This window comes from Enterobacter cloacae complex sp. HYC074_NIDB (assembly GCF_056673345.1).
Genome location: NZ_CP114214.1, coordinates 3,967,071 through 3,983,921, shown reverse-complemented (window position 1 = coordinate 3,983,921; position 16,851 = coordinate 3,967,071). Strand labels below are relative to the sequence as shown.

Sequence of the window (16,851 nt, the reverse complement as noted above, 5' to 3'; positions counted from 1 at the left end):
GCGGGGGCTTTTTCTTACTCTTCTTTCTCGTCCTGCTGCTCGCTGATCTTCAAATCAATGATCCGGCCAATCTGGTCATGGTAAACCGTCAGCAGGTTGTACTGGCTCATCTCGGACATAATTTGCGGCGTGACGTTAAAACTTTGGGCAAGCTCGTCATGGCGCAACATTTCCGGATGACGCCGCCTCACATGCGCGCGGCGGCGATTGTACTGATACCACAGGATCAGCAGCCAGCCGTTGAACGCGGCAATCAGCAGATAAACCAGCACTGTATTAAACGAGGCGATAATTACGTTCCAGCGGTGATCGCCCTCCTCGGTTAACTGCATCCACAGCCTGGCGTACAGGAAAAACAGGAATCCTCCCCAGGCTATCAGCGTTAATGCAGCATCGAAAAGACGCGGTGCCAGCCGATGTTCAGTCAAAATTAACGTACTCTCGTTCATTGAATGCTCCCTTTACCCCGGTCCGGACTGATCCAGCGCGCGCGGGCGCGTTTACGTTTAAGCATGACTTTCGGAAATGCCACGAGGGTGGTAAACAGGCCAATCATCCAGTACACCATCGGGAACCAGATTACCCAGAACAGCGAGCCTGCCACATTCCGCTCGTAGCGCCGCTCGATATACAAACTGACGAGGAATTGCAGCAGGCACATTACGCCCAGCAGCAGCCCGGTAAACGCCGGGGGAAACAGGCTCGCAACGGCCAGGTTCGCGGGAAGAGGGATAATATGGCTGAGAATGAACAACACCACGGTCGCCCCATAGGCAAATGCCCACAGCGTTGATAGGGCGTACTCGAGAAACAGGGGCCACATGCGATGATGCTCCCAGCGGGCCATCTTGCGCAGGTTAACCAGAAACACCTCTGCCCCCCCCTGCGCCCAGCGCAGACGCTGCTTCCACAGTCCCTTTAGCGTCTCCGGCATCAGGATCCAGCACAGTGCCCGTGGCTCGAAAAAGATATCCCAGTGGCGAAGCTGAAGCTTCCAGCTTATGTCGATATCCTCTGTGATCATATCCGGGCTCCAGTACCCGACATCCGCCAGCGCCTGTCGGCGAAAGGCGGCGATGACGCCGGAGACGGTAAAGACCCGGCCATAGATCCGCTGCGTTCGCTTGATGAGGCCAATAATGGAAGAAAACTCGCCCACCTGAATACGACCAATCAGCGTTGAGCGCGTGCGAATACGCGGATTTCCGGTGACGGCCCCAACGTGGGGATACTGAATCAGCGGTGCCACCAGATACGCCGCGGTGTCGCGGTCGAGCAGGGCGTCGCCGTCAATGCAGACCAACAGATCGCCCCGGGCCGCCGCAGCGCCGGCCTTGAGCGCCACGGCTTTCCCCTGGTTCTCCGCGAGATTAATCACCCGCAGGCGCGGCTGCTCCCGCGCCAGCTGTTGCAGTACCTCCGCCGTGTTATCAGAAGAACCGTCGTTGATGGCGATAACTTCTACATTCCAGTACCGCTGATCCAGCGCGGCACTAATGGTCTCCCGTGCGTTGCGTTCCTCATTGAAGCAGGGAATAAGAATCGAGATTAACGGCTCACCGGCTAAGGCGGGGGCGGGTGTTGCGTTATCCCACGACCAGTGCCGTTCAAGCTGAAACCAGAAATAGAGGCCGCCGGTTACCCAGAGCACGGACATAAACAGCGGCCAGAAAAAGACAAAGTCCAGAATCAGTTCGCCAGTAAACAGCGCGGCTACGCCTAACGGCAACCCGAATACCAGACACAAAATAGAGAAGGCGATAATGCGATCAGTCATTGTCAGGATACCAGTACGAAGAAAATTCAGGTCTGATACGTGAAATATCAGGTTGGTTGTTGAGGAAGTCGTCGGGGTAATAACCGTAATTTTTGATGCCGTTCAGCTGGAGCACCCGCATCCACTCCACCAGACGTTCATCGGCTACGGCACGCTGCGGTTTCTGCGCCCAGTCCCTGGCCTGTAGCTCAAAAATCGTTTTATTTAGCGCGCCGGGGCGTGCGGCGACGGCTTTGACTAAACGCGTCAGCCAGGCATTGCTCTCTTCTGCCGGGACGGACTCCATCAGCGGCATTGCCATCGGCACCGTCCAGTCGTAGGCCGCCAGAAAATCATCCAGATTTTGCGCAAACCATGCCTCGCTTTCCGGCTCGAGAATGGGTAACGCGAACATGTTCCGCGCGGTTTTGATCTGCGGGCCACGGATGTTTTTCACCGCCTGGCTCAGGGTGCGGGTAAAGCCGATAAGCCGCTGGCTCTTCTGCCGGGTCGTATCCTGTCCGGCATCGTCAACGTCCGTCAGCACTGCGTCGTCATGGAACAAGATCCCGTTGAAGCTGGCATAGCGGGCCAGATCTTCATAGATCTCCGTCACCTGCTGGCGAACCTGCGGACTCCAGGGGGAGAGCCGGATATAGGGCTCGGCGGCCACGGTCAACTCTCCCGTTTGACGCTCACGGCGCTGCACGCGCGGCAAGGCTGGACTGAGATCGAAAGAGAGAACCGGCATCCACGCGAAGACTTTCACTCCCGCGCGGGTTTGTAGCTGCCAGGCGACAAAATTAAAGAGATCGGCCCGGACCGGAAGACGACGGTTGGGGAAATAGAGCGCGCTGATCCTGCCGTCGCCCCGCGGATCCGAAAACGCCTGGAGAAACACATGGCTGATTTTCATGTCGTAGACCCGCTGGACGAGTTTGTTGATGTTTTTCGTCTGCTGGGCCGGATCGGGATCGTAGACGTAATCAAGATCAACATGCATGACGCGCACCGGTTCAAACTCCTGAACGCGGCTAACCGTGTTGGCAAAGGTTTTTATCGACGGATTTCCGGCAATCAGCAGGCGCGGGATGTTGCCGAGGTCGCGCACGTTTGCCAGCCCGTCCTCCAGGGTAAAGGCCAGCTGATAGCCCTGTTTCTGGGCGATAGCGAGCGATGTACCGTTGGCAGCCCCATAGGGCCACACCCAGGCACGCGGCGCTTTTCCCGTCACCTGGGTGATTTTATCGGTGACTTTCCGTACGTCTGCGGCGATCCGCTGATTGAAGTGTTCATCGGTTTCGTAATGCCCCGTCGCGTTATCAAAAAAACGGTTAGCGATGGCGGGTTCACGGCTTCCCTGCGGGTTGGCCGGAATGCCGTAATGCGAGGCCCAGGTATGCGAGCCAATCTCAATCAGCGGGGACTGGCTGAGCTCGCGAACCATATCCCAGGTGGCAAAGCGATCGCGGGGCGTCATCAGACCGCCGAAGTTAACTTTTTGATTTGCCGGCGTATCCACCCAGCTGCCCACCGGTGCCCACAGCGCAGGAACGTTCCAGGCCTGAAGCAGGGGCCAGACCCGGGTGTAAAAACTGCTATAACCGTCGTCGAAGCTGAGCAAAACGGCTTTCGGCGGCAGCGCTTTTTTTCCTTCATGCGCATCCAGAATGTCCTGCACGCTAATGGCGTGATAGCCGTTGTGCAAAAGCCAGCTTATCTGCTCGTTTAACGCGCTGGTGCGAACGGAGAGGTAGCGCTGATCGGCGGCATCATCTTCGACGTCGTGGTAGGCCAGGACCAAAAACTGATTCTCCGGCCAGGGTTTGCTGGCCTCCAGCTGCGGCCTCTCTTCAGGGGCCATAAAGGAGAGCGGCTGCGCGCAGAGGCTCGCGCTGAGGCAGAGCCAGCCGATGACGATCAGGCTTACAGAAAAACGTGTGTTCAGCATATTCATCCTTAAAAGCGTAAAGTCGCATCTAACGTGACGGAGAGATTGCTCTCGCGTTTGCCGTCGTAAGGGCGCTTATCCCAGTTCAGCATCACGCCAGTATCGACAACGTTGTTCCACTGGATGCGTTGCCCGTAACCCAGCAGGGTAACGGCGCCAGGTGACTGATTTTTCTGCCAGTAGCTGCCCCCGCCTGCCACGAACTGCTGGCTCCAGAGAGTGTCGTAGTGGCGGTACATCTCATGGTCAACGGACAGGGCAGCCGTCACGGACAGATCCCGTGCCGGGTTGTAATAGAGCGTATTCCGCAGGCTGTTTTTACTGGTGGCGATCCCCGGTTCGAGCTCCAGCGTCAGGGCCGGGGTCTGCCAGAGACGCTCTTTCCCAGAGAGGGTGTATTCCTGACGGCGGTTGTGGTCTGAGAAGCGGCTGATTGCGGCGTTGAACTGGTATTCACGTCGCTCGTTTTGATACCAGCGCACCCCACCTTCACCCCGGTTGGCGCTAATCCCATTGCGTAATGCCCGTAAGGGTGTGGCGCGTGACAAGCGCTCGAGGTTACCACTGACCTGCCAGTTATCACTCAGGCTGTAAGTTGTTGAGAGCCGTGCGCCCGGCCTGTTTTTGCCGTGATAGTGGTTGCCGGAGAGCTCGGCTTCGAGCGTGAGGTCACGGGGGCGCCACTCAACGCCGCCCAACAGGTGGCGGCTGATGCCTTTACCTTCGTCGAAATTCCCCTGGGCATAGCGGGTGCCGGCAAACAGCCGCCAGTTATCCGCCACGGGCGGGCCATAGAGCGTGGCGTCCCAGTTCATGTCGTGGCTACCGCTGACGGGGTTATCTGAGTGCAATCCTTTAGCCGCGTTCAGACGCAGCTCAGACATATGGTGGACCATTCTGAGTCTGTCCAGGCGACGGGCGCTGCGATCGGCGGGGGCGCGAGCAATTACGTTATTAGCCAGTAAATCCATCTGGCGCCACTCCTGAAGGTCCATTGCGACGTAAGCCTGCTGTTTTTCAAGCTCCAGATTCGTGGGTTCGAGCGCCTCTGCTCGTTTAAGCTTTTGCTCGGCCGCGCGCGGCAGGCCTCTGGCCTGAAGCAGGGCGGCATAATCAATCTGTAATCCCTGATTTCCCGGCGCCGTTGACGCCAGACGATACGACAGCTTTTCGGCCTCCGGCAGGGCGTTGGTTGCCAGCAAATAGTTAAATTTGAGTGACTGCCCGGTAAGCCACCGATCGTTTGGCTGGGCGGTGGGGGACCCGAAATCGTAGCGGGTCCAGGGAACGCTGCGGGTCTCGCGCTCAACGTAGCGGCGGGCGGCCTGATATTGCCCCGTATCCAGCCAGGCGTAGAAAAGCGCATGCTCCTCATCCTGCGGATCGGAGGCGTAGTGTGGATAGCGTTGCACAAGCGAGAAGGCGGCAACGGTGTTTTTCTCCTGCAAATATGCAGAGATCACCCAGCCGATGGCCCAGTCCGGCACCGGATGCTGTGCGGCCGTCAGCGACTCATATTCGCTAATGACCTGCCGGTAATTACCCTGCGCATACAGGGCGCCAAGCCGATCGATACGGGCAAGGATGACGTCTTCAGCCGCCTGCGGGTCGTTTTGCCAGCGGGAAAGCAGGGCGTGATAGCGATCTAATGCGTTTTGTGCCAGCCGCAGGCGCTCTTTCTCCGTTCTGCCAGGCACATCCGCCAGGCGTACCCGTTCAGCCGCGGCGTTACGCTCAAGGCGGCGGCGCTCCGCAGGAGAGAGCGCCGCGTTTTGTGACAGCCAGAGTGCGGGCGTGCTTACCCGGTTATCCGTTAGCGCATCGATCGTCTCGCGAAGAAGGGCCTCATTCCCTGGCGCGGCGCTCAGCGCGCGCATGTCAGCCAGCAGCCGATCCCTGTTTTTTCCCTGGCGCATCCAGACATAGGAGAGTGTCTCAAGGTGCGCGGGAGAAGGATTGTCTTTAACCAGCTGCCGGGCTTCCGAAAGCGCGAGGCGATCTTTGCGGGCATCGGCCAGAGTCTTCACATAGCCGATGCGGTAATCGTCGTTATCCGGCGCAAGGCTGAGCGCCTCTTTCCACAGCGATAAGGCGGATGGCCAGGCTTTTTGGTTTCTTCTGGACTGGGCGACGGCAGCGATGGCGCGAGCGGGAAGCGGCATATAAATACCATAACGCTGCCAGACCCGGATAACTTCGTCATCGCGTCCTGCCCAGGAGGCTACCTGTAACCAGTCCGCAACCTGTCCGGGTGTTAAAGCATGTTGTTGCTCATAGCGCTGTAGGTAATCAAGAAACAGAGCGTAATTACCGTTACGTGCCTGTTGTATCTGATGCTCATAAACGGATTCATCAGCCTGAACCAGAACAGGAAAGAGTAAAAGCAGGAACAATAATATTGTGGTGCGATAAAAGAATAACGTAGTGAAGCTAAGCGATCTTTCCATATCTATTTGCCATTTGTTTATTGTGAATCCATTGCATAACACGGCCGCCTTTTAACTCTGCGTTAAAGGGCATAAAGGAGAACATTAAATCTGAATGATGCTACGTTATGGGGTACTTACTTAAAGGTAATTATGAGCCCTCATCTCAGTGGTCTGATTGGGCTTAATGTACACCCGATGTGTTGGGGGATAAATAAGTTGAAAAGCGGCTGGGAGGTTTTGAGATAATTCTGGGAGAAGTAAGTTTTTTAGATAATTCAGTGCAGGGTTGGTGTTTTTAGTTGATTGATATTAAATGATTTTTCTTTCTCTGCTTCCTGTTTTGTTATATTCAAAATGAAGTTCTTCTGAGTTAATTAAAGTACTTTCTGGTGCATGTTTGGGAAGTTTCATGACAAAAATTCTTAATGTTCAGAGAAGTGACTTTTCTGAAATTCTTTTTTATTTATAATTAACGCCAGGCATTGAGTGATAGTCTGCAAAAAGTCTAGCTCACCAATGTCATATTGAGGGATGATCAAAGCCAGAAAACATTTGCCGTTAATGTAAAGCGCTATAAACGAAAGCGTTCTTGTTTCTTAAGAGGCGGGCTTGCTTTAATCTAAAAGGGATGGTTAGTGGCGACTTCAATAGTGTTAGTGACTCAGGATTGTTTCCTTGTCAGGGGGATGCGGCTATTTTTCCCGGATATAATTTGCCTCAGTTCGATAGACAGAAACATATTTGATACCGACGCAAATGAATATACTGTACTGATTGATAGCCGTACGCCGCTCCGTTTATATGATTACCTGATACGCCATCCGGCCAGAACGAGAAAAACGATCTGCTGCGTTATGCTGGATATGCGTCCTCGAGAGGAGGATCTTCTCAGTATGAAGCTGTTTATGAACACGTCGCTTACGGCTCCGGATATGGCGTCGTTATTCAATCTGGTGCTTGATATGAAAGGCAGGCGTCTGACAACCAAATGGCTGCTTAACTTACGGCTGAGTCGACACGAAGCGATAATGATCCGGTTGCTGAAGGCAGGGAGGTCAATGGAAGAGATTGCAGATAAGCTGAATATGTCGGTTAAAAGCCTCTATCGCAAGCGAACGGTGCTGTCGGAGCGGTTAGGGGCAGGGAATTTCAACGAGGCGTGTTTGTTTATCTTTAAAAACAAACTGCTGGACGCGGTTGGGAACGATCCCTAGCTTCGTCAGAAGCCAAAAGCAGTAACCCGCCACGAGGGCGGGTTCTTTTAATGGAAATAATTCAGAACGACCAGCGCAGATTGGCGTTAACCGAGTTGACGCGGGTATCCGCACCATATTGTCCCTGGTAACCCACATCCAGCGTCGCAGCACGCGACAGCTGTACGCTCACGCCGATATCACCGACCATCACATCCTCATCCACGGCCTGTCCCTGAGTAATGAACGCGTCGCTGCCCGCAAACGCCATGCGCGAAGAGGTATTCTTATCGCCATAGGCGTGCTGCCAGCCCAATGAACCGTAGAGGTTAACGTGCTTCGGCAGCTCGGTCACACCGCGCAACCCGAGTGTCGTGTAGAAGGTGTTCATCGTTTCGTTACGGACGCTCAGCGCAGCGGCACCGCCGTCTTCCCTGAAGCTGTCGGTATGTAGCCGGATGTACGATAAATTGACGAACGGCTCAATATTCCTGTCTGGCTGGCCGAAACGGTAGCCCGCTTCGGTGAACGCCAGCAGGGAGTTGGCGTCGTAATCTGACTTCAGCCGATCCGAGAAACCGCTGAAATCAACATTGCGCTCGCCTTCAATCTTGTGCCAGGTGTACCCCAGCGCGCCGCGAAGGGAGAACGCATCCTGTTGACCCGCCGCATACAGGCCAAGGTGATAGTTGTCGGTATCCGTTGAGGAGCGACGGCTGTCGACGTCGTAATCACCCCGGCTGTAGCCGAAGTAGCCGCCGACACGCACGTTATGGTCCGCCAGCTTGCGATCTGCCCCCAGCAGGAAGCCGGTGGTGTTGCCGTCCAGCTTGCCCACGTTACCGTCGCCGCTGTTTCGGCTCCAGGAGCTGAAGGTCTGGCCCCAGACGCCATTGTTTTGCGGCTCCGGCTGCTGCACCAGCGACATCGCTAACGGTGGTATCGGCAGGCTGTCGTTATCAAACGCGCGCTGCATGCGCTGGTTTAACACGTTAAACACCTGCGTGCTGCCAGCGATCAGGTTGGACTGCATTGACGGATAAACTTCACCAGAAAGCTGGTTGAACGCCTCGCGCGCTTCCGGCGCGCTTAGCAGAAGCAGCGAGTTATACAGCGCCAGAGACTGGCCGCTTTGCGTCAGCGTGGAGAGCGCGCCAGCGGTATTCCACTGGTTGCTGCTTTGGGCCACGGTCTGGAAAATGCCCGGCTTGCCGCTGCCCGGGTTTTCACCTCCGGGGTTTTCACCACCAGGATTCTCACCGCCAGGATTTTCACCTCCGGGGTTTTCACCGCTAGGATTCTCACCGCCCGGGTTTTCGCCTCCGGGGTTTTCACCACCAGGATTCTCACCGCCAGGGTTTTCGCCTCCGGTCTCTTTCTGCGCGATGGTCAGATCGACGGCGTTGGTGCTTTGCTTAAGCGCCACGTCGAGGAAGGCGGATTTGGAGATCGCGCCGGCGAACTCACCGTCAATTCCCCCGTCGGAGGTCAAAATGCGGTAGCTTTGGCCCGTTTTATAGCTGGTTTGCGGATCCAGCGCGGTGACCTGTACCTTAGCCTGATTGCTGATGGTGGTTTTGCCCGATACCAGTAGCTGGTCGCTGCGGCCATCTCCTGCGATATCGACGTCATAGAAGGATTCGCCGATAAAGTTCAGATAGCGTTTCAGCGTCAACGTACCGATAGTGCCGTCGCCGGGCGAGATATGTCCGCCGGACAGGATCTCGGTCTGGCCCAGCGTCCCGTTGCCGCCCAGCGTGCCGCCGGACTTGATTGACGCGGCGCTGCTGTAACCCACCCCGTTGCTGACGTCTGAACCCGCCGTCGCATTGAGGATCAGCGTGCCGCCGTTCTCCGCGCTAAGCGTCTGGACGTCAAAAATATCGTCTTCTGGTTGGGTATTAATATTGCTGGCAATAATGACTTTACCGCCCCGCGCGGTGACGTTCGCCTTGAGTGCGGAAAGATCGCCGTTCAGCGTCGTCTGCCCGGAGGTGTTGATCACATCACCTTCACCGCTCATCGTGTTGCTGAAGATGTAATTTCCGTCGGTATGGTTGAAGTAGACATAGCTGCCGAACAGTCCGCCACGCAGGCTTATTGCCGTCTTCGCATCGAGGGTACCTGCGCCGCCCGCCGTGCCAAGCGTTGGCTCAGTTAAACCCGTGCCGGTGTCCATATTGCCGCGGCTGCCGATGATGAGCGCACCCCGGTTCGAGCCGGAACCCGATGTCCCCACGATCAGCGCATTGCTGCCAGCGGAAAATGAACCGCCGTCAATCACAGACAGCACGCCATTGCCGTAATCGCCCACGCTCACGCTGCTGCCGCTGGTAAAGCGTGAGTCCTCGCCCGCAATAACCAGCTCGGCGGTTTTCCCTGCCCCGGAGACGCCTGCCACCTGCACGCCGCCAACGTTAACCGTTCCGCCGTTCAGCACGTCCAGGTCGCCATAAAGCGTCAACGTACGGCCAACGTTCCACTGTGAGCCGCTCCCAGTGACGGTGGCTTTCGGGCTCAGCGTGTCGGTTTCACCCGGTCCGGTACCGTTGCCGATGCGTGCATCGTAAGCGGTATTGAGCGCAGCGCCGTCTTCAATCGCAAGCGTGGAGCGTGCGCCCAGATCGGTGCCTACGCTGAGAAAATTACTGGTCACACGAGAGCCAGCACCCGTGGCGATAAGGTGGCTGTCGTAGCCGCGGGTGGTGCCGACAACAATCTCCTTTGCACTCGCCAGCGCGCCCTCTTCGACTCGCAGGGTGCCGAGGCCAAGATTCAGGTCGCCGCGCAGGACGTACCGATCGTTCACCGCGTTAAGCTCAGCGTCTGGCCCACGGACCGTGACCACGCTTTCATAAATTTTGCCGTCGAACAGCCGACCGATATTGATGTTATAGGCGGTGATTTTGCCATTATCGATCAACAGATTTCCGCGTTGATTACGTCCAACATAAACATCACCGGTGTAACCCAGCGTTTCGGTAATACGCGAGTCGCCATCAAAAAAGGCATCGGCTGCACGCGCGATATCGGCAGGTAAAAACAGTAACAGCGGCGCGGAAAATAGAGCGAGGTAAAGTCTGGAAAGCGGTGTCTTAACCGCTAAAGAATGCGATGTAGAGTTATTCACGGGCTATCTCCGTACACATTAGCATGATGTCAGGAACATCGTTTTTTTATGAAAACTCAGATACGCCAGATAATGTAAAAGGCGTTATTTATGTACGCCTTTTGATGCGGCGTTAATTATTTATGTGTGACAACAGGTGTACAGGTTGGCGCGCTCAGCGTCGGTGCGGATCCTAAAATTCCCGGCATCATCATCGATGAACAATCGAAAATACGCCCTTTTTCTGTCGTGGCGCGATAAGAGAGTTTTTGTCCTCCCAGTGCGTCCGGCTGGGCGCCATTAACGTTGGTCACAGTTATTTCATCCGATGAGCCCAGTCCCAGCATTTTAGCGGTCTCCGCCTGGAGGAGTGGAATAGCCTGATCGGTTTTCAACGTGGAACAACCGGCTAACATCAACGTAACGGTTAAAACGATTAGTGGTTTTTTCATAAATTATCCTTGATATCCAACCAGTTAATTTCACTGATTGTATTTATGTTTTCTTTTACCCAAATCAGCGAATAATATATTTCTCTTTCCTAATCGAAAAAACCCTCCTAAAGTAGGGTGGGTAGATAATAATTCATCTGTACTCTAAGATATGCGAAGGTAAAAGGAGGCTCCTTTGGGACAGAATTATGCGTTAGTCGTTGATGACCATCCATTGGTAGCAAGCGGCATCGCCAATTTTCTGATTACACATTGCCAGTTTAAACAGGCGTGTGTGGTGACGAATGAGGATGATTGCTACCGACAAATTAGAGATCATGGCCCGCCACGTTTGCTGGTAATCGATTTTTGGCTCTCTTCCGGAACGGCCCTGAAATTACTCAAAGAAGTAAAACAACTTTACCCACAGGTACGACTCCTGGTGGTCAGCGGGGATGACAATAATGATATCTGGCGCAAAGTTAATGCCGCCGGGGGACACGGTTTTGTATTGAAAAGCGAGCCACCTGAGATGTTCTCGCGGGCCGTTTTCGCACTCACTGATAATCAGACCTGGTTTCCTGAGGGAAACGAAATTTCCGTTAAGGCCAATAATGAGAAGTTAAGTAAATTTAACTTAACGCCGCGACAAATAGACGTGTTAAATATGATTATGCGCGGCCTGCCGAATAAACGAATCGCCGCACAGCTTTCAATTTCTGAGCCCACGGTCAAAGAACACATCAGCAATATATTGAAAAAGATAGGCGTTAACAGCCGGGTTGAAGCCATCACGCTTCTGCATGGCAAGCAGGATCCGTCGGAATGAGGTTTTTCCAGAGCTTACAAAATGATGGTATCTCTGCTCCGGCGCAGATCCGTTTGCTAAACAACACCTTTCTGCGGCTGGTATTTAGCTTTAGTGCTGTGCCCTTTGTGGGTATTCCTTTCGCCATCTGGATTTATATGCTTGGGGACGACCTCGGCCCAACGATTATCTGGATAATTATTTATCTGCTATGTGCCGTGGCGATACGACTATTGCACCGATGCTATCAGCGTGAAGCGAAAGAAAACGGTGAGAGGGACGTCCTGCGACGCTGGCTTCCGCGTATTAATAATATTGCCTTTATTCACGGGCTGGGAATTTCTTCACTCTATTTAATTACGCCACAGACGCAGAATTTTGACTTTTTCCTGTTACTTAATATCAGCATCGCCGCCATCGTCGCCGCCAATGCGACACATCTGACGCCTGTCATCAGTACCTTCACGCGTTTTTTCTTCGCCTCCTGGGGGGTGCTGAACCTCGGTATTATCTGGCGGCTGGATGAGTTGATGTTCATCGTGCTCATGCTGAATCTGCTTTACGGCTTCGCAATTTACCGCCATGCGTTAACTTCCCATGCGTTCTTTATTCAGCAGGCACTGCTTGAGGAAAAAAGCTCACGGCTGGCGGAACAGTTTCGTCAGGCCAAAGAGGACGCGGAGCAGGCACTGCTGGATAAAAACCAGTTTCTGACCACCGCCAGCCACGATCTGCGCCAGCCTGTGCATGCTATGGGCTTTCTGATCGAAGCTATCCTCCACCGAAACCGGGACGGCAGCCTGACGCCACAGCTTCTTGACCTTCAGCAGAGCGTTCGCTCGGTACATTTAATGCTCAACTCTCTGCTCGATCTCAGCAAAATAGAATCCGGGAATGTCCTCTCTGCCCCGACCAAAGTGGATATCGGTGCTCTGCTCGACTCGGTCATCACGCTGTTTCGTGAAGAGGCCAACAGCCGCGCGCTTAGGCTGTGCATCCGGCGGCCTAAACGCCATATCTACGTGATGGGCGATCCGCTACTGGTGCGACAGTCCCTGATCAACCTGATTCAAAACGCCCTTCGCTACACGCTCCAGGGCGGGGTGCTGGTCGCCATCCGACCGCGCGGTGACGAGTGTATGGTGGAGGTGTGGGACACGGGAGTCGGTATCGCCGATGAAGAGAAGGGCAAAATCTTCTCACCTTACTACCGCCCCGAGCTGGCATGGAAGATCGACAGCGCCGGACACGGGCTGGGACTGGCCGTCGTTGCCCGTTGTGCCAAGCTGATGAAGGTGAAATACGGGATGCAATCCATTGAAGGGAAAGGCTCACGCTTCTGGATGCGCTTTACCCAATATGCTGGCGAAGATAGCGTGCTGGATACCCCGCCCGCCGCTGATAACACCGCCACGCCGGTACGCTATGCGCCGCTGCACGGTTCCTGCCTGGTCGTCGATGACGACCCGCTGGTGACGTCTGCCTGGGAGAGCCTGATGAGCGTCTGGGGAATCGACGTACGCTGTGCGGCCTCCGCTGAAGAAGCGTTTGCCATAATCGACGACGGCTTTACGCCGTTCGCCGTGCTGTGCGACCAGCGCCTGCGATCCGGCGAAAGCGGCTTCGATATCCTGAAAGCGCTTTTTGAACGTCTGCCGGATATGAGCGGCGCGATAGTTAGCGGCGAATTTAATTCACCGGTTCTGCTGGAGGCGGAGCAGGAGGGGTACCTGGTACTCCGCAAGCCTCTGGAGCCAGCTAAACTGCATGCGCTGCTGACGCAGTGGTTGGGATGTCGTTAAGGGAATGCAGAAGTAATGGTTCTGGCGGGCTCAGAATGCAAAAACGGACCTCCGTGGAGGTCCGTTAATATGAAATTTGGTGCCCGGACTCGGAATCGAACCAAGGACACGGGGATTTTCAATCCCCTGCTCTACCGACTGAGCTATCCGGGCAACGGGGCGCATTAAACCCGATCCTCCCTCCGGCGTCAACGAAATTTGTTGCTTTCGGTGCAGACTGCACACTCTCTCACCATTTCGTCGCAAACTTAAGCGAAAAAGTGCGTCCAGAGCGCGGATAGCGGCATCGCGAGCAGGAGGGCAGGGAGCATGTTCACCACTGCAAACATCTTAATGCCACAGATTCGCAGCCCTGTCGCCAGCAGCAACAGGCCGCCGACGGCGGTAAAGTCTGCCATCATCGCTGGTGTTGTCAGCGGCAGGATCAGCGTGGCGCAGGTGGCCAGCGCCAGTTGAATAAGCAACATCGGCACGCAAATCGCGGCGACGGCGATGCCGAGGGTGGTGGCAAAGATGGTGGCAGTAAAGAAATCCAGAAACGCTTTCGCAATCAATATGCTGGGATCGCCGGTCATCCCTTCCTGCATCGAACCGAATATCCCCGTGCCGCTGGCGCAGAACAGAATAATGATCGCAACGTAGTTCTGAATAAACGACTCGTGCGTGCCGTGCTTCGCCTTGCCCGGTCGGGCAATCAGATTTTTGGCTTTGCCTACCGCGTGATTGATGCCCTTTTCCAGATAGCAAAATTCGCCGATCAGTGCGCCGAGCAGCGTCGCCAGTACCATCACCGGCAAGTTGGCGCATTTCACCACTAAAAGGATACCAATCCCTAACGACGCCAGGCCAAAAATGGAGGGCATGGAGACGCGAATACGCTCCGGCAACCGCTGGCTTAATACTGCCCCAAGTACACCGCCCAGCAATACGGCTCCCGCATTGATAAAGGGTCCAATTACCACGTTTAACTCCTGTTATTTAAGCACTGGCATTGCATCATTATGGCATGTTCGTCCCTGATTACGCTTAGCTTTGGGAGGCGTAACGCATACTGATTCCTTCTTGCACCTGAAAATAAAAGGTGACATGATTGCGCGAATTTTCTCCTTCCTGTCTCACCGTTCGGTGAGGGTATTTGCGCCTATGAAAACCATGAAAATTGCCGTCAGCCGCGAGCTGGTATCCAAAGTTTCTACGCATCGCGAAAAGGTTATGCTGGATAACACTGATTTCACCGATGTGGCGGCAGTCGTCATTACGGTTGTTGAAAGCTACAGCGGCATTCTCGCGTTGCTGAAGCGTACGGGCTTTCAGCTACCGGTATTTATGTTCTCAACAGAGCCAGGAGAGGTGCCAGAGGGTGTCACGGCGATCATCTCGGGTAAAGCACAGGAATTGCTGGAACTGGAATCTGCCGCCTGCCGGTATGAAGAGAACCTGCTGCCACCCTTTTTTGGCACCCTGAGCCAGTATGTGGCGATGGGAAACAGCACCTTTGCCTGTCCGGGTCACCAGCACGGCGCCTTTTTCAAAAAACACCCGGCGGGGCGGCAGTTTTACGACTTCTTCGGTGAAAACGTGTTTCGTGCCGATATGTGCAATGCCGACGTGAAGCTCGGTGATTTGCTGATCCACGAAGGTTCTGCCAAGCACGCGCAAAAGTTCGCGGCGAAAGTGTTCAACGCGGATAAAACCTACTTCGTGCTGAACGGCACGTCGGCGGCCAATAAAGTGGTGACCAATGCGCTGCTGACTCGTGGCGATCTGGTGCTGTTCGATCGTAACAACCACAAGTCCAACCATCATGGGGCGCTGATCCAGGCCGGGGCAACGCCTGTCTATCTTGAGGCAGCCCGTAATCCGTTTGGTTTTATCGGCGGGATTGATGAGCACTGCTTTGATGAGGCCTGGCTGCGGGAACTGATCCGTGACGTCGCGCCGCAGAAAGCCGCCGAGGCGCGCCCGTTCCGTCTGGCGATCATTCAGCTCGGCACCTACGATGGCACGATCTACAACGCCCGTCAGGTGATCGACAAGATCGGGCACCTTTGCGACTACATCCTCTTTGACTCCGCCTGGGTCGGCTACGAGCAATTTATCCCGATGATGGCGGAAACGTCTCCGCTTCTGCTGGAACTGAACGAGAACGATCCGGGAATTTTCGTGACCCAGTCGGTCCACAAGCAGCAGGCCGGGTTCTCACAAACGTCGCAGATCCATAAAAAGGATAACCATATTCGCGGTCAGTCGCGCTTCTGCCCACACAAGCGGCTGAACAACGCGTTCATGCTGCATGCCTCCACCAGCCCGTTTTACCCGCTGTTTGCGGCGCTGGACGTGAACGCCAAGATCCACGAGGGCGAAAGCGGACGCAGGCTTTGGGCGGAGTGTGTCGAGTTGGGCATTGAAGCGCGCAAGGCCATCATCGCTAACTGCCATATGATCAAACCGTTTATCCCACCGGTGGTGGCGGGGCGGCCATGGCAGGATCACCCCACGCAGGCCATCGCCAGCGAACGTCGCTTCTTTAGTTTTGAACCGGATGCAAAATGGCACGGTTTTGAAGGCTATGCCCGCGAGCAGTATTTCGTCGATCCGTGCAAGCTGCTGCTGACCACGCCGGGCATTGATGCTGAAACAGGGCACTATACCGATTTCGGCATTCCGGCGACCATTCTCGCCCACTACCTGCGCGAGAACGGCATTGTGCCGGAGAAGTGCGATCTCAACTCCATCCTGTTCCTGCTGACGCCAGCCGAGAGCGCGGAGAAGCTGATGCAGCTGGTGGCGATGCTGGGGCAGTTTGAACAGCATATTGAAGACGACACACCGCTCGCGGATGTGCTTCCGACCATCTATCAGAAATACCCGGTGCGTTACCGCGACTATACGATCCGTCAGCTATGCCAGGAGATGCACGATCTCTACGTCAGCTTTAACGTGAAGGATTTACAGAAGGCGATGTTCCGTCAGGAGAGCCTGCCTGCCGTGGTGATGAACCCCCAGGATGCCAACCAGGAGTACATTCGCGGGAACGTCGAACTGGTGCGTATTCGTGACGCCGAAGGACGCATTGCCGCCGAAGGTGCGCTGCCATACCCGCCGGGCGTTCTGTGCGTGGTGCCGGGGGAAGTCTGGGGTGGAGCAGTACAGCGCTACTTCCTGGCACTGGAAGAGGGCATTAATATGCTGCCGGGTTTCTCCCCAGAGTTGCAGGGCGTTTACAGCGAGAAGGATGCGGACGGGATCAAGCGGCTGTATGGGTACGTATTAAAGTAGGGACCCTCACCCTAACCCTCTCCCCAAAGGGGAGAGGGTATTGCACGGAGCCGTCTTTTCACCCTCGCCCCTTTGGGGAGAGGGCCGGGGTGA

11 protein-coding genes and 1 tRNA gene are annotated in these 16,851 nt (G+C 55.2%); 4 read left to right on the top strand and 8 right to left on the bottom strand.

From position 1 onward, the window contains the following. Positions 1–14: 14 nt before the first annotated feature. The 4 genes from pgaD to pgaA are packed head-to-tail and all read right to left on the bottom strand — an operon-like array spanning position 15 to position 6,154. Entirely contained in the window at positions 15–449 is a 435-nt protein-coding gene (gene pgaD, locus O1724_RS19385) for a poly-beta-1,6-N-acetyl-D-glucosamine biosynthesis protein PgaD (protein WP_023323741.1), read from the bottom strand. Next, complete coding sequence (pgaC, locus tag O1724_RS19380) at positions 446–1,777, bottom strand: poly-beta-1,6-N-acetyl-D-glucosamine synthase (protein ID WP_003862462.1); 1,332 nt, start codon at positions 1,775–1,777, stop codon at positions 446–448. Before pgaC ends, pgaD begins: the two co-directional genes overlap by 4 nt. Next, positions 1,770–3,707 carry a poly-beta-1,6-N-acetyl-D-glucosamine N-deacetylase PgaB gene (gene pgaB, locus O1724_RS19375; RefSeq protein WP_003862461.1) on the bottom strand — a complete coding sequence of 646 codons (1,938 nt, stop codon included), beginning with the start codon at positions 3,705–3,707 and terminating at the stop codon, positions 1,770–1,772. The genes pgaC and pgaB overlap by 8 nt, the downstream gene beginning before the upstream one ends. Positions 3,708–3,715: 8 nt before the next feature. Continuing rightward, positions 3,716–6,154 (bottom strand): poly-beta-1,6 N-acetyl-D-glucosamine export porin PgaA, encoded by a 2,439-nt coding sequence (gene pgaA, locus O1724_RS19370; protein ID WP_126296861.1) that lies wholly within the window; start codon positions 6,152–6,154, stop codon positions 3,716–3,718. A gap of 668 nt (positions 6,155–6,822) precedes the next feature. Between pgaA and O1724_RS19365 the strand changes: the two genes are divergently transcribed. Beyond that, positions 6,823–7,350, top strand: coding sequence for a helix-turn-helix transcriptional regulator (locus tag O1724_RS19365; protein ID WP_003862459.1), 528 nt, complete (start codon positions 6,823–6,825; stop codon positions 7,348–7,350). Between the two features lie 61 nt (positions 7,351–7,411). On the opposite strand, the gene O1724_RS19360 is transcribed toward O1724_RS19365, so the two are convergent. Then, positions 7,412–10,459 carry an autotransporter family protein gene (locus O1724_RS19360; RefSeq protein WP_126296860.1) on the bottom strand — a complete coding sequence of 1,016 codons (3,048 nt, stop codon included), beginning with the start codon at positions 10,457–10,459 and terminating at the stop codon, positions 7,412–7,414. 116 nt (positions 10,460–10,575) lie between these two features. Then, positions 10,576–10,890 carry a lipoprotein gene (locus O1724_RS19355; protein WP_003862457.1) on the bottom strand — a complete coding sequence of 105 codons (315 nt, stop codon included), beginning with the start codon at positions 10,888–10,890 and terminating at the stop codon, positions 10,576–10,578. 175 nt (positions 10,891–11,065) lie between these two features. Between O1724_RS19355 and O1724_RS19350 the strand changes: the two genes are divergently transcribed. Further along, on the top strand, positions 11,066–11,698 hold the full coding sequence (locus O1724_RS19350) for a response regulator transcription factor (RefSeq protein WP_048242078.1): 633 nt from the start codon (positions 11,066–11,068) through the stop codon (positions 11,696–11,698). Then, on the top strand, positions 11,695–13,479 hold the full coding sequence (locus O1724_RS19345; RefSeq protein WP_003862454.1) for a hybrid sensor histidine kinase/response regulator: 1,785 nt from the start codon (positions 11,695–11,697) through the stop codon (positions 13,477–13,479). Before O1724_RS19350 ends, O1724_RS19345 begins: the two co-directional genes overlap by 4 nt. 77 nt (positions 13,480–13,556) lie before the next feature. Here the strand turns inward: O1724_RS19345 and O1724_RS19340 are convergent. Together O1724_RS19340 and O1724_RS19335 are read right to left on the bottom strand one after the other, a co-directional pair. Then, positions 13,557–13,632: transfer RNA gene (locus O1724_RS19340), tRNA-Phe, on the bottom strand. 95 nt (positions 13,633–13,727) lie between these two features. Further along, positions 13,728–14,441 (bottom strand): DUF554 domain-containing protein, encoded by a 714-nt coding sequence (locus tag O1724_RS19335; protein ID WP_003862452.1) that lies wholly within the window; start codon positions 14,439–14,441, stop codon positions 13,728–13,730. Between the two features lie 181 nt (positions 14,442–14,622). On the opposite strand from O1724_RS19335, the gene O1724_RS19330 reads away from it, so the two are divergent. Next, positions 14,623–16,758: an ornithine decarboxylase gene (locus O1724_RS19330; RefSeq protein WP_126296859.1), complete on the top strand. Its 2,136-nt coding sequence runs from the start codon at positions 14,623–14,625 to the stop codon at positions 16,756–16,758. Positions 16,759–16,851: the final 93 nt, after the last annotated feature.